We start from the raw sequence: 15,026 nt of genomic DNA, 5'->3' as shown, positions 1-15,026 counted from the left end.
TTGATGGCGTGATAGGTTTGCTCGTATCCCGAAGATTAATACGTGTTGATCTTCAGGATACGAAACGAGATATTTACAACCAGCGAAGCGTAGTTGTCAAAGTATGGCTTTGCCCTGGTTCAACCGTGACTTTATCATCCATCACGTTAGCCGCTTCTAAACACAACATCGTATGATATTCATCGTCGCGAAAGTTACTCAAACGCTTGGCTTTTTCAATCCATGGATTCCACAGGATGCAAGAGCTTGAGTTCTCTCTCGACACTTCAATAATGCCCTCTGGCGTATTGATTGTTTGCGTTCCCTTTGCTTGGGTGTAAACCATATCGGTCTCTCGTGTAAAGCTCACAATATCATGTTGCTCAAACGGCCCTTCGCCAAACTCAATAAATTGAGCTCCTTGTAAACCGTCCACTGTCGTGTGCTCAATGGCTGAGGTAGGAAAATAAGTATGCAGTGCTTGCGTTAGGCTAAATGCGTGAGTACCCAAATTAGTGTTTGTTAAACTAACCTTCAAATCTTCAGCAAAACGAAACTCCACTTCCAATTTGGAGTGATGTGGCCAATAAGTTTCCTCCACCGAGCGCATTGGAAGTGATAACTTAACTGAAATATAGTCATCTTTTTCAATTACTTCCTCAGCACGCCAGAGTAATTTACGTGCGACACCATGGATCGGCCATTCAGGGTTTTCATGTACACCAAACCAAGGCCAACAAATAGGAATACCACCTCTTATGGCTTTACCTTCTTGATAATCTTCGTCTGCCGATACCCAAATCAACCCCCTTTTTCCTTTAGGTGTATACTCCGTCAATTGCGCACCTTGTAAAAAAACTTTACCCGAGCACTTTGGACCATCAACATTGATATATTCAAGACCGCTGTCAGTTCGTAAAATTGAGACTGATGCCGATAACTCCATATTTCACCTTATTATTGAAATGTGATTATGCATTACATTACCGAATAAGGTGGGCGAGAGTAAACAACAAACGGCCAATAATGAAGTATCCTCACCTTGGCCGCAGACTATATACAAAAATCAGACTTTAAATTGCCCGACTAAACCACTGAGCTTGCTCGAAAGCTGTTTCATTTTCTCACCGCTTTGCGCAGTACTATTTGCCACATCCGATACGTTATCCGCCGCATTTTTAATTTCCGTCACATTGCGGTTAATGTCCTCTGCAACATGCTGTTGCTGTTCCGCCGCAGTGGCAATTTGCATGTTCACATCACTAATCGTTTGTACTGATTGAGTGATATCGGCGAACTGGGTTTGCGCCGAATGAGTTAATTCCACCGTTTGCTCTGTACGCGCCAAGCTCTTACTCATTTCTTGAGAAACTTGCTCGGTCATTTTTCGCAGTTTATCTAACTGTGAAGCAATTTCTTCGGTTGATTCTGAAGTGCGCTGCGACAACGCCCTAACTTCGTCGGCAACCACAGCAAAACCACGACCGTGCTCTCCTGCACGGGCAGCTTCAATAGCCGCGTTGAGTGCCAGTAAGTTAGTTTGCTCAGCTATGCCTCTAATCACACTTAAAATAGACATAATGTTTTCGCTTTCGCTATCCAGCTGGGTAATATCTGATGTTGCGTTATTAATCACAGAAGCCAACTGCGCAACACTTTCGACTGTTTCGCCAATCACACTTTGTCCAACTTCTGAAGATTGTTGGGTCTGCGAAGCCAACTCTGCGGCATTGGCACAACTCGCTGCCACTTCATTTGCGGTTGCTGCCATTTCATTAATGGCGGTAGCCGCCATCTCCATAGCTTGTTGCTGCTGTGCCGTTGATTCTGTCAATTCCACCGCCTGCGAAGAAGTTGCCTGCGCTGTTTGGGTAACTTGCTGAGCGCACTGATTGATTTGGGTAACCAATTGCGCTATCAGATTCAAAAACAAATTAAAACTATTGGCAAGTTTACCGGTTTCATCCTTAGTTTTAATGTCTAGCCGCTGGGTTAAATCACCTCCCCCTTGAGCAATCACAGTGAGTCCATCACTGACTTCAATGATGGGCCCTGATATCAAACGAGATATATAAGTCCCCAAAGCAACAAATACCGCAATGAGGATCGCGCTTAACACGACTATTGTAATTGTCATTGCATTAGCCGATGCCATAACTTCTTTTTTCTGAACAAGACCCACAAACTTCCAGCCGAGCGATTTTGAGGTGTAAATATTGGCAAAATAGTCCTGCTCCGCCAAAGTCACTTCATGTAAACCCGAATCAAAACCAGCTAAACCTTTAAAAACACCACCCGCTACCTCATCAAAAGGCTTGAAAGTATGATCAGGATATTTAGCATCAGCTAGCACAGTTCCCGTGTTTTCAACCAGAACGAGATAGCCCGTTTCTCCCAAGCGGATTTTCTTAACGATAGTTGTTAAGTCATTCAGCGATACATCCATCCCCTGTGCGCCAATGATCCTTCCTCCTTGCATAATCGCCTTAGCAGTTGACACAATCACCATATCATCTGGTGGCCAATAATAGGCATTGGTGCGTACAGCTTCACCTTCGCCACGCTCTGCTGTCTGATACCAAGGCCTCGTTCTTGGGTCATAACCCCCATTCACTTCACCTTGCGGCCATTGAATATAGCCCCCCTCTGTATTGCCCATATAGATATAAGCAATGCCTGGATGCGTATCACCAAATAGTTCAAAGACTTGATAGGCTTTTTTTTCAACTTCTGAGTTTTTCAAAGAGCTAAGATTGGTGGCCCCACTTTTATCAAAGTAGGTTTCAACACCCGTGCGAGCAGCGACAACATCTGGATGGCTTGCTAGATAGTTAACATTTTTCGCAATTTCCCCAAAAAACATAGAAATACCATTATCTATTTGTAGCGCTTCACGGTTGGCCATTTCGGTGAAGTTGTCCAAAGATGCTTGACGCGTTTGGGAAATCATCAAGCCTGCAATAATAATGAGGGGAAGTGCAATGGCCGAAATAAATGCTAGGCGCAGCTTTTGCGAAATTCTCATACCCATACCACCATTGACTATCATTCATAAAAATATAGTTAGCGAGTCACTAAACGGTCAAGCATACGCAACGTAATCGTCTGAATTTTAAAATATGTATTGGCTTCCCTAGTTGAGATAAGGCCTTAAAATGGTCTACCCTAATACATACAAGTAACTATCACAGTAACTGAAAGTGGGTAACCATGCATAAATTAACATCTCTCGCACTCGCAATGAGCTTAATACCAACCTTTGCGCAGGCAAATAATGATGCCGATATCGCGAAATTAAAAAAGCAATTGGCGGATCTGCAAAAGCAGCTCCAACAACTCGAAAAAAAGTCAGAAAAACAAGCCAGCAAATCAAGTTCAGGCATAAAAGTTGGCGGCGCCGTGCGTACAAACTTTAGCCACACATCATACAACGATGGCAATAAAAATCGCGGCGGCGACTTCGACTTTGATATTTTTCGGTTTAACTTCTCCGGTGAAATTGGTGATGTTTCCCTTAATGCCGAGATCCGATTTTTCGACTACATGAGTGCCATCAAGTATGCCTATGTTGGCTATGACTTTGCGAAAGATTGGCAGGTGCAAGCAGGGATCACCAAAGTACCCTTTGGCAACTGGCCATATAACTCTCACAACTACTTTTTTAATACCACCTACTACATTGGGTTAGAAGACGACCATGACTTAGGGGTATTGTTTAAACGCAAACTAAAAGACAACTGGCAGCTCGATATTGGCTTTTTCAAAAATGATGAACTCGGTGGTGTGGACGGCTATGTTGATGACCGAAGCGACCGTTATTCCTACGACATAGTTGGATATCGTAAATCTGGTGACGGTGTGTATGACAATCCGACGCAACCGCTTGGCGAATACAACACCCTAGCCGGACGCTATGCCTACCATTTTAAACATAAAGGTGGCACGACCGAAGTCGGCTTTTCTGGACAAACAGGCGGGTTGCACAACGGTATTGAACGCGAAGGTGACTATCAATCATGGGCTGTTCACGTTAACTCCAATATTGGTGCTTGGAATTTCCAACTTCAGCACGGCGAATATGACTACGACATAGATAACGTTGAGCGGATGGCCGTGGGCGCTTACGCCTTCTACGACAGTATCGCGGCACAAGCAACTAGCTCTAATATCAATGTAGCGTATAGCCTACCCATAAAGTGGGGCGCGGTCACGGGATTACAGTTTTACAATGACTTTGGCATTATCTACGACAAGTCTGATAACAGCGAAGATACATGGATGAACGTTACCGGAGTATCCGTCGCAGCAGGTGGTTTTTTCACTTACTTTGATTTTGTAAATGCTAAAAACCAGCCTTTCGTCGGCGGCTCTATTGCAGGCGACAGCGATGATACCGAGCAACGTTTCAATATTAATATTGGTTATTATTTTTAACCGCTCACGCCAGGCTAGCATTCAAAGCAGGCCAGGCGTAAAAAGTCGCAAAGCTTTAAAGCTGTGATAAGCTTTAAATATCACGTAACAAAGAGACACCTATGGCACATAAGCTTTTTAATCGCTGTTTTTGGCTGCACGTTACAGGCATCGCCTTTGTTGCCCTAGGCTTTGTGGGTATTGTGCTGCCGGTTATGCCAACCACCGTGTTCTTCATTTTAGCGCTTGCGTGCTTTACTCGCTCTAATCCAAAACTCGCTAACTGGCTCTTGCAACACCAGCAATTTGGTCCCTCGCTGCAACAGTGGCAAGCACATCAGGTGATCCCACCTAAGGGGAAATACGGCGCAGCCTTGGGGATGCTACTTGGCTTTATTATCCTTGCTTTTAGTCAACCGCCTATTTGGGTTTTACTGTGCGTTGCTGGCTGTGAAGCTTTGGTACTTGTTTATATTTTTTCCAAACCTTCATTCCCACCTAATCATATCAATTGAAACTGACACCCTGTTACACATTAAATTTGCCTATTGATACGCTTAACATTTAGTCTGTTGTGCAGTTACCCTCTATCGACAAGACTCATATGAACTTAAATCAAATCACATTACCTGTGAATAACATGGACGACGCCTGCGCGTTTTATCGACAACTAGGATTTTTGCAAATTGTTGATACACCACACTATGCCCGTTTTGAGTGCCCAAATGGGGCTACTTTTTCTCTATCATTGACAGAAGATACATTTACCAATGGTGCAACTCTGTACTTCGAGCACGAACAGCTCGATAAATGGGTGCAACAGCTACAACAAAAAGGCGTTATATTTAAAGAGTTGCCAGAAGATAAACGTTATTTGTGGCGCGAAGCAAAACTGGCCGATCCGAGTGGAAATCAAATCATACTTTATTGGGCGGGAGAAAACCGACTCAACCCGCCATGGCGAGTTGAGCGAAAAGATTAACCAACCTGCGCACCAAATTGCTAACTGCACGATTCATAGCAACTTTATCCTGATAGTCTAAACTACTATCAATACTCTTCATTGCGCGTACGCATATGACGGCAACAGCTGTAGCTGTACTCGCATAACGGTCTGTTAAGGTAATAAAGCATGAACAAGAGCAAGCAAAGTGGTGCAGCTAAATGCCCCGTTATGCACGGCAGTAATACGCGTGTTGGTGATAAACGAACCAAAAACACCGACTGGTGGCCCAATCAACTAAACCTAAAAATTCTTCATTTAAATGATAAAAAGTCCAACCCTTTGGGTGAAGGATTCAACTATAAAAAGGCATTTAATCAGTTAAATTTGGCAGCCGTTAAACAAGATCTCAACCATGCAATGACTGACTCCAAAGATTGGTGGCCGGCAGACTTTGGTCATTATGGTCCGCTGATGATCCGAATGGCTTGGCACGCCGCGGGCACTTATCGAACTGCCGATGGTCGAGGAGGTGCAGCGACGGGAAACCAACGCTTTGCCCCACTCAACAGCTGGCCTGATAACGCCAACCTAGATAAAGCTCGACGCTTGCTTTGGCCTATAAAACAAAAATATGGCAACAGCATTTCATGGGCTGACTTGTTCATTTTGGCTGGAAATGTTGCTTTAGAATCAATGGGGTTCAAAACCTTTGGCTTTGCGGGTGGTCGTGAGGACGTTTGGGAACCCGAAGAAGACGTTTACTGGGGCGTTGAGAAAGAATGGTTAAACAACAGTCGCTACAGTGATGGTCGAGAACTGGAGCAACCACTCGCCGCCGTACAAATGGGTTTGATCTATGTTAATCCAGAAGGGCCCGATGGTAATCCAGATCCAGTTGCATCAGGCAAAGATATCCGCGAAACATTTAAACGTATGGCGATGAATGATGCAGAAACAGTTGCCCTCACAGCAGGAGGGCATACGTTTGGTAAATGCCATGGTGCAGGGGCCGACACACATGTGGGTGCTGAACCTGAAGCCGCACCCATCGAAGAAATGGGCTTTGGATGGCACAACAGCTATGGTGAAGGTAAAGGCGCAAGTACCATTACCAGCGGCATTGAAGGGGCTTGGACACCCACCCCAACTCAGTGGGACAACAGCTATTTTGAGGTATTGTTGGGCTATGATTGGACTCTTTCTAAAAGCCCTGCTGGCGCTAACCAGTGGGTGCCGGTGAATCTTGCTGCTCACCATCATGCGCCAGATGCGCATAACCCGAATCAACGGGCGGGCATTATGATGACCACCGCAGATATGGCAATGCGCGAAGACCCTCAATATCGAGTGATTGCCCAACGTTACCATGACAACCCAGATGAATTCGCAGATGCCTTTGCCCGCGCTTGGTTCAAACTCACTCATCGCGATTTAGGACCCAAATCTCGCTATCTGGGTTCAGAAGTACCCGATGAGGATTTAATTTGGCAAGACCCTATTTCCACTGTCGAGCACGAACTAGTCGACCAACGCGATATTGACTTCCTCTCAGCTCAGATCTTCAGCAGTGGTTTAACCATTTCCGAATTGGTTTACACCGCTTGGTCTTCAGCCTCTACTTTCAGAGGGTCTGATTGTCGAGGTGGTGCGAATGGGGGAAGAATTCGTTTAGCACCGCAAAATCAATGGCAAGTGAATCAACCACAACAATTACAGAAAGTGTTGTCTGTTTTGAGCCAGATCCAACAATCTTTCAATGCATCTCAAACCACCAACAAAGCGGTTTCTTTGGCTGATTTAATCGTTCTTGCTGGCGCAACAGCCATAGAAAAAGCAGCGAAAGATGCCGGTATTGAAACACCTGTGCCGTTTACCCCTGGGCGGGCAGATGCCCAAGCGCAACAGACCGACACTGAGTCTTTTGAAGTGCTTGAGCCTATCGCCGATGGTTTTAGAAATTACCTTGGAGGTCGCTACAATGTGAGCGCTGAAGAACTGTTGTTAGATAAAGCTCAACTGCTTACCCTCACCGCACCAGAAATGACCGTACTTGTCGGTGGTATGCGTGCTTTAAATGCCAATTATGAGCAAAGTCCACACGGTGTATTCACGCATCAGCCTGGCACCTTAACCAATGACTACTTTGTAAATCTGCTTGATATGGACATTCAATGGCGTGCCGACAATGATAGCGCGGATACATTCACAGGTTACCATAGACAAACAGGAGAAAAAAAATGGACGGCCACACGAGTCGACCTGATCTTTGGCTCCAACTCTCAACTGCGTGCTATAGCCGAGGTATATGGCTGCCAGAACAATCAACCTAAGTTTGTACAAGACTTTATTCTGGCATGGAATAAAGTCATGAACGCGGATAGATTCGACTTGCAATAACCCAGTTATCGTCAATTAGAGCACGGAGCTTCCGTGCTCTTGAAGCCTTACTTACCAGGCACTTTGCCCCACTCAGAACACTGCCAATCGTCGCGCTTGCCGGTGTGGTTTTCAAAAATACAAATACCACCCGTAGGCACTTTCAAGTTATTAAACGCAAATTGCTTATCCAATACATGACTGAAGCGCATCAGGCCATTGCTACTGACGAGTAATACCGTCTGCCCTAAGTGCTTTTCAAGTGCATTAGTCGCAAAAGCATGCCAACCTTGCTCTAAGTCGTGCGGCTCAACTAGCCATCCATCTGGTACTTTTGCGTATTGATTCCAATCGTCAATCGCCTTTTTACCTTTTGCCATATCTCCCTGACCTAAGCGCAACATCACAGCTTCCTCGACCTGATTTTCATCTGGCCCATAATCAATTTCGTTCAAGAATGACTCGAATTGGATTGACTGCCCATCGATCCCCAAAGGCTTACAAATAAGCTGCGCAGTTTGAACATGGCGCTTCAATGGTCCACTGTAAATCACATTTGGTACCAATTTACTCGAGCGCAAATACTCCCCAATAGCCGTGCCTTTTTTCTGCTCAACCAAGTCTAAGTCCGTGCGAGCACCAACACGTGTCGGCGTATCTGTGGGTAAAAAAGTATTGCCGTGTCTTACCACGATTAAACGTGTCGTCATTATTTGTTACCTATTGTGTTTAACCAAACGCTTTTTATAAACACAGATCATATTCGCCATCGTGGGCAATGATCTCTTCAGCTCGAGCAATGTCTTCTGGGCTATCAACTCCACTCATACCAGTTCGTCCCTGATAGGAAACCGCAACCATCTTCACGGCAATGCCATTTTCTAAAAAGCGCATTTGCTCCAACCCTTCTGCCGCCTCATAAACACTTTCAGGCAGAGAGAAATAAGTTTCTAGGGCCTGACTGGTATAGCCATACAAGCCGATATGACGCTTGACAGGGGACATATCACTGAGCGTGCGACACTGGTCTTCTTTGCGGATCGCAGGAACGATGTTCTTGCTAAATGTGAGCGCCAATTGCTCGCTCGTCACTTGCACTGTCGTGCCACTAAATGGGGTGATTTTTTTCACTTCTCTTAGCTTATCTAGCTCTTGCCAACTCAATTCAACGTAAGGCGTAAACACTTCCCCCACATTGCTATTTTGCCAAGAGTCTATCAAGGCACTGATAAACCAAGGTGGACAAAATGGGTTATCACCTTGTAAGTTAACAACAAAATCAGGTTTATTTGGCAGTTGTTTGAGCACATCAAAACAACGCTCTGTGCCGCTACTGCACTGTTCAGAAGTCATTATCACCGGTACTTGATGCTGCTGACATAAACTCGATATACGTTCATCATCGGTCGCCACCACATAGTCGCACTCAGTGCGTGAAGCGCATACATAGCGCGCCGTCTCAGCGACACGTAGTAACATCTCTTTGCCAGCTAGTTTTATAAGTGGCTTACCAGGAAGTCTAGTGCTTCCATAACGTGCTGGGATCACAATCAGCGTTTTAGACATTAAAAAGTCCTTAATTTTCAATTCGCATCGGCGCAGCTTAAGCGGAATATCACACTGCCATTATCACCATTATAAAACGTAATTGTCCCCCCTTAAAAGTACCGTTTACTCATTGAGTTCCTCTTTTGAATACGCTTCTCGCTGCCATACGGTAGTCAGTTCATCTAGTAAATGGCTGGCTTGCTCAAAGTCATAATCATCCAATGCGCGAGTAAGACACTCTAACGCCCCTTGAAATCGCGCGGCGCGTAATAGCCCAAATAGCTCTTCCACGACGTCTATGGCATCGGTATCACTGTCTTCAATTAGCTGCTTTAAAGACTGTAACTTTTCTAAGACCAAGCTGTTATCCTCAGATGGGTACTCATCGATACACTCAATCACTGGATTTATAGTCTCCAATGTTTGGCTAACCGCCTCTATCAGTGGCATCAACACCTGATTGAGCTCATTGGCATAAGACGTTATGGGCTGTACCTTGCCAACACATGCATGCTCAAGCTCGCCAGCCAGCCTTTGCACTTGATGCGCACCAATATTGCCTGCTGTGCCTTTTAAGATATGCGCCACTCTTTGAGGACCTTGTGGATCTTGAGGTTCGTTGTTTAATGCGGTTTTGAATTCGGCTAAAAAGCCGCATTGTTTACTCACAAAGCGTTGCAATAACTGGGTGTACAAAGCAAAATCACCATCCGCTACTTGTAACCCTGCCTTGGCATCTAGGCCACTGATATGTTCAAACGCACCAAGTTGTTCGCTAGATACCGAAGGTGCGTGCGTTTGGTAACTTTTGCTTTTCGGATGACTTGGGGTCACCCACTGCACAATCGTCGAGAGCATTTTTGCCACATTGATAGGCTTAAAAATAATGTCGCTCATCCCTTGTGCCCTTACAGCCGTTTGGTTATCAATCGTGACGCTCGCTGTCATCGCTATAATAGGTAGATCAGAAAATTTTGCTTGAGCACGGATCCGCTTGGTGGCCTCATAACCATCCATTTCAGGCATTTGGCAGTCCATTAACACGCCATCAAATGTTTCTTCCTCAAGTATTTCTAATGCTCGCAAACCATTGCTTGCCACTTGCACTTGCGCACCATGCTTCACCAATAGTGCAACGGCTAGCTCCTGATTGAGCTCATTGTCCTCAACCAATAATAAATGCATACCCGCGAGTGGCTCAACAAGCATCTTTGTATCATTTGTTTGGCTATCGTCTCCTTGTTGCTGAGTAATTTGCTCTAAACACCGATAGAGCGAAGAAGGTAAAATCGGCTTGCTGATCAGGCTAAACCCTTTTTCTTCGAAAGACTGATATACCGAAGAGTCAGCATCGTACAGCGACATGATAACAACTGGGCCCCCACCACTGTCTGCTTTTGGCTTTCGCTCAATACGCTCTAATACCGATTGTGCCTTTTCATCGACAAAAATCACATCGTAGTCAGATAAACCGCCTTCAACTTGCGTGAATGAACCAATCGCAATACAGTTGGTTGTAATGCCACTATGCTCTAAATAAGCATTTAAAGCACGACTCGCATATTGGTCATCATCTAGCACTAAAGCAGTTTGAATGTTCGTGTGCAATATCGAAGGTGAGGATTCCTGCCATTGTTCTAATTGCACAGTAAAGGAAAAAGTGCTCCCCACCTGCGGCATACTTTGGCATTGGATCTGCCCGCCCATCAATTCCACCAGCTGTTTACTGATGGCAAGCCCAAGCCCTGTTCCACCATACTTTCGAGTGATTGAGGTATCAGCTTGACTAAACGACTGAAACAAACGCAGCTGCTGCTGCTCACTCATACCAATGCCAGAATCGATAACCGCAAACGCTAGTACCACTTGTTGTGATTCCACCGCTTGCAAAGTCACGTTGATGATAACGTGTCCCCCCCGTTCGGTGAACTTGATTGCATTACTGCCTAAATTCAACAACACTTGACCGATACGTAGCGGGTCTCCTCGCAAACGAGTAGGTATATTCGGGTCGATAGACACGTTGAGCACTAACCCTTGCTTCTGTGCCCTGATAGCTAAAACGTCTAAACTATGAGACACAACATCTTCGATAGAGAAGAGCACCTTATCAATTTCCAGTTTGCCCGCCTCAATTTTAGAAAAGTCTAAAATATCATTAATGATCCCGAGCAAAGATTCACCGCTGCGATGAATTTTTTCCACGTAATTTCGCTGTTTTCGATTAAGCTCTGTGTCCAACACTAAGTGGCTCATACCTATAATCGCATTCATCGGCGTGCGAATTTCATGAGACATATTGGATAAAAAATCAGATTTAGCTTGAGTGGCACTCTCCGCATTCTCTTTGGCGTGCTTTAGTGCATTTTCCAACTTTTTAGCATCAGAAATATCCATATTAATGCCAAAAATACCTTTTATTTGCTGACGTCCCTCGCGATAAACTCGCCGACCAATGCTCAAGATCCACTTCCACTGTTCATCAGCAGTACGCATTCTAAATTCACAGCGAAACATTGGCGTTTGTTTTTTCAAGTACGCCACTAACGTTTGCTCAACATGAGCAAAATCATCAGGATGGATCAATACGCGCCATCGCGTTGAGCTGGTTCCATATTTAGATTCCAATTCCCCATCCAAGTACCCAAGCATAGTTGACCAAATGTTGTTAGTAACCAACATATCTCGCTCACTATCCCATTCCCACATGCCCGCATTAGCACCTTGCATAGCAAGCTCTAATCTCTGCTCTGCATCTTTAAGTTCACCGTAAGACAATGAATTAGCTAACGCCACAGCCAAATGGTTACCAACCACACGTAATATATTGAGCTGTGATTCGCTATACGCCCGTGCTTCATCCGACTGCACCATTAAAACACCAACCACTTCCCTATCAACAATAAGCGGCATACAAAAAGCTGTTTTTGTTTGTTCACCATTGACGCAATCAGCTGCGCTCAAAGCATAATCACGCCAGCGCTCGGGTATATCGGCAAAAAACTCTCGTTCATAACGAATGCTATATGTATCTGGTGAGTTTTGTTCGTAAGCATATGCGTCTAACAAACTAAATGAACGCCCCTCTTTTTCAGCAAAGATATATTCGATCTGCTGAGTTTTTGCATGATAAATGCCAACAGCGCATAAATTACAAGACACTGTAGTGGATATATGATCATAGATGGTTTGGCAGATCACCTTCATATCGTGAGAAGCTGCGGCGTCTTTTCCTACCTCTCCAAGCACCAGTATATCTTGCGTTCTTTGCGCTATTTTTTGCTCTAATCGTTGACTGGCAAGACTCAAACGCTTGAAGCGCCAAGCTATTATTGCACCTACCAATATCACAAATAAAATAGGTGTGATAATTTGAAACCAACGCGTTTGATACCATGCTGGAACTCGAATGACCCGTATCGCGATACCTTCACGATTCCAAACACCATGGTTATTACTCCCTTGCAATCGCAGTTCATACTCCCCAGGAGGAAGATCTCTAAAGGTGACAGTATGATCAGCGCTAATATCACTCCAAGTTGAGTGATAACCATACAACCAAGTACGGTAACGGTTATCTTGTGTTGCTTGATAATCTAATGCAGCAAAATGCACTGTTAAAGTATGTTCATTAGGGCGCAGGGTAATTGCTTGTGATACATTGGCGAGTCGCTGATTATCAACCCAGGCTTGCGTGAACATCAGTTTAGGGGCTTTACCATTTGCGATCACTTCTGTTGGCTTAAAGCGGGTAATACCATCCACACTTCCAAAAATGATCTCATCTTCATACATGACCTGAGCGCGCGCCAAAAAGTGGTTATTGGCCAAACCATCATTCACGGTAAAGTGGTGAAATACTTGCCTATCAATATCTAGCTTGTATATGCCTGTGCTCGTCGCTAACCACAAAAAACCCTGTTTATCAGCAATCATAGATTTTATATTGAGTGGCACATCTGATGCTGTGTGGGTATAACGGGCAAACTGTTTTTTGCGCAAGTCGTAGCTTGTCAAACCGCCGCTGGTTGCGAACCAAACTCTGCCAGCATGTTCCATCGCTGCGCTCACATAATTGTCGCTTAGACTCGCATTGTCACTGTGAGAAACAAATTGCACAGGTTCTGAACCATCCAAATTTGCCCGATATACCCCCTCACCATCCGTACCAACCCAGACATGCTGATCAGTGCTGATAACTAAAAAATTGGCTTCGACGTGAGGCAAAATCGTTTCAGGCTTTTGCGTGCCGATATGCCAACGTATCACCCCTTTTTGACCCGTCAACAAAAGCCATGCAGCCCCTGTGTCATCAAAAGTAAGGTCATCCACGCCATGCCTCACCTCGTCTAACCAACCCAACTCAACCACATTCAGCTCTTTGCCAACTTCATCCACCTGATACAAGCCAAAATTAGTAGCTGCAAATAATTGCCCTTTTTGATCCCGTGCCAGCTTATGCACACGCAACCGGTAGTCTTCTGTCAACGCCTGAGAACGAGCAAATGGTGTAAACCGCTCTTCACCATCAAAATGAACAAGGCCCCGCCCTGTTCCCAGCCATACCCCTCCCTGCGACGCCTTCGCAATACTCTGCACTTGGCGAAATAGTCCTGACAATAAATAATTCTGTAAGTAATCTCGGTGAGATTTAAAAATGGGTGGATGCGGATACACTTTAATAACACCTGAATATCGCGTTGCTGCCCAAAGCAATCCTGTTTCATCAACCATCACCTCACGTACATCCCGACTGGGTAATAACGCGAGCTCCTTCGCATGTGGCGTTTTGATGAACTCCCGCAGCATCACCGAAAATCGATACACACCTGCAAAAGTAGACAACAAGATATCACCTTGTTGATATTGAATACTGGAAACACTCGGTAGCCCACCTGAGGGCAAGTCAAATGTTTGATAGTGTCTTGTCCTTGGCGAAAAAAGACCGAAACTCCGTCTCGTTGCCACCCACATACGCCCTTGTTCATCAAATGAGACTTGTCGTACTTCATTGTGATCAAGCTTGCTGGTACTCGTATCAAAACTATGTATCTGACCACTGTCTCTATCGAGATAATGCAGTCCATGGGACGTCCCTACCCAGATCAATCCCTGCTTATCTTCGCTTATACTCCAAACTCGGTTTTTCCCTTCGTGGTGAGGGTCTTGTTTTGCATAATTAAAGCGCTTAAAGCTTTCCTGATCAGGCAATAACTGATTAAGTCCACCGCCGTTAGTGCCAACCCATAAAGTGCCATCTCTACTTTCAAAAAGTGTTTGCACCTTATCTGAACCCAGTGTGTTGCCATTTTGCTCATCAAAGCGAAAGTGTTTGAAGGTTTGATTATCTAAGAATAGGTTGAGCCCTCCACCCCAAGTGCCAGCCCACAAGCGACCCTGACTGTCGAATAAAATGGTCGCCACGCTATTGGCAGATAAAGAATGAGGATCTTGCCTGTCATGTTTAAAAGTAACAAATTGATAGCCATCATAACGCATAACACCATCAGCGCTGGCAAACCACATAAAGCCTTGAGGATCTTTAGCCAATGCGTAAATCTGGGGATTAGAGAGACCATTATAAGCAGAGATGTGTTCTATTTTTAAATCGCCACGACCTAGTGCTAGCGTGTTGCCTGATATGCATATCAGTACAAGGCAAATACAATAAGCAAATAAATTAATGCATGAATTGAAAGGATGCAGCGTTATCACTCAATACTCCTAATTGGCCACATAACCATCGTGATGCTTTAGCGGATAT

The 15,026-nt window shown here is 44.9% G+C and carries 9 protein-coding genes; 4 read left to right on the top strand and 5 right to left on the bottom strand.

Annotated elements, in window-relative coordinates; genetic code table 11:
* Positions 1-73 precede the first annotated feature (73 nt).
* Positions 74-925, bottom strand: coding sequence for a D-hexose-6-phosphate mutarotase (locus ACW689_RS08140; protein WP_476290173.1), 852 nt, complete (start codon positions 923-925; stop codon positions 74-76).
* A 120-nt stretch (positions 926-1,045) separates the two neighbouring features.
* The gene (locus ACW689_RS08135; protein WP_476290171.1) at positions 1,046-3,004 is read right to left on the bottom strand and encodes a methyl-accepting chemotaxis protein; all 1,959 of its coding nucleotides are present in this window, start codon (positions 3,002-3,004) and stop codon (positions 1,046-1,048) included.
* A gap of 185 nt (positions 3,005-3,189) precedes the next feature.
* Here ACW689_RS08135 and ACW689_RS08130 point away from each other — a divergent pair, with 185 nt between their 5' ends.
* The 4 genes from ACW689_RS08130 (at position 3,190) to katG (ending at position 7,735) form a co-directional block, all read left to right on the top strand.
* Positions 3,190-4,413 (top strand): porin, encoded by a 1,224-nt coding sequence (locus ACW689_RS08130; protein WP_476290169.1) that lies wholly within the window; start codon positions 3,190-3,192, stop codon positions 4,411-4,413.
* Positions 4,414-4,514: 101 nt separating this feature from the next.
* On the top strand, positions 4,515-4,907 hold the full coding sequence (locus tag ACW689_RS08125; RefSeq protein ID WP_476290167.1) for a YbaN family protein: 393 nt from the start codon (positions 4,515-4,517) through the stop codon (positions 4,905-4,907).
* Positions 4,908-4,996: 89 nt separating this feature from the next.
* A complete protein-coding gene (locus ACW689_RS08120) occupies positions 4,997-5,374 on the top strand; it encodes a VOC family protein (RefSeq protein WP_476290165.1) in 378 nt (125 codons plus the stop codon).
* Positions 5,375-5,524: 150 nt separating this feature from the next.
* On the top strand, positions 5,525-7,735 hold the full coding sequence (katG, locus tag ACW689_RS08115; protein WP_476290163.1) for a catalase/peroxidase HPI: 2,211 nt from the start codon (positions 5,525-5,527) through the stop codon (positions 7,733-7,735).
* A 47-nt stretch (positions 7,736-7,782) separates the two neighbouring features.
* Here the strand turns inward: katG and ACW689_RS08110 are convergent, their stop codons facing one another.
* From ACW689_RS08110 to ACW689_RS08100, 3 genes are all read right to left on the bottom strand, one after another.
* Positions 7,783-8,424, bottom strand: coding sequence for a histidine phosphatase family protein (locus tag ACW689_RS08110; RefSeq protein ID WP_476290161.1), 642 nt, complete (start codon positions 8,422-8,424; stop codon positions 7,783-7,785).
* A 34-nt stretch (positions 8,425-8,458) separates the two neighbouring features.
* Positions 8,459-9,280, bottom strand: coding sequence for a 3-deoxy-manno-octulosonate cytidylyltransferase family protein (locus ACW689_RS08105; protein ID WP_476290159.1), 822 nt, complete (start codon positions 9,278-9,280; stop codon positions 8,459-8,461).
* A 105-nt stretch (positions 9,281-9,385) separates the two neighbouring features.
* Positions 9,386-14,977 carry a two-component regulator propeller domain-containing protein gene (locus tag ACW689_RS08100; protein WP_476290157.1) on the bottom strand — a complete coding sequence of 1,864 codons (5,592 nt, stop codon included), beginning with the start codon at positions 14,975-14,977 and terminating at the stop codon, positions 9,386-9,388.
* Positions 14,978-15,026: the final 49 nt, after the last annotated feature.

The sequence above is a fragment of the Pseudoalteromonas sp. ABE4_541 genome (assembly GCF_056312285.1).
This window is presented reverse-complemented; position numbering and strand designations above follow the sequence as displayed.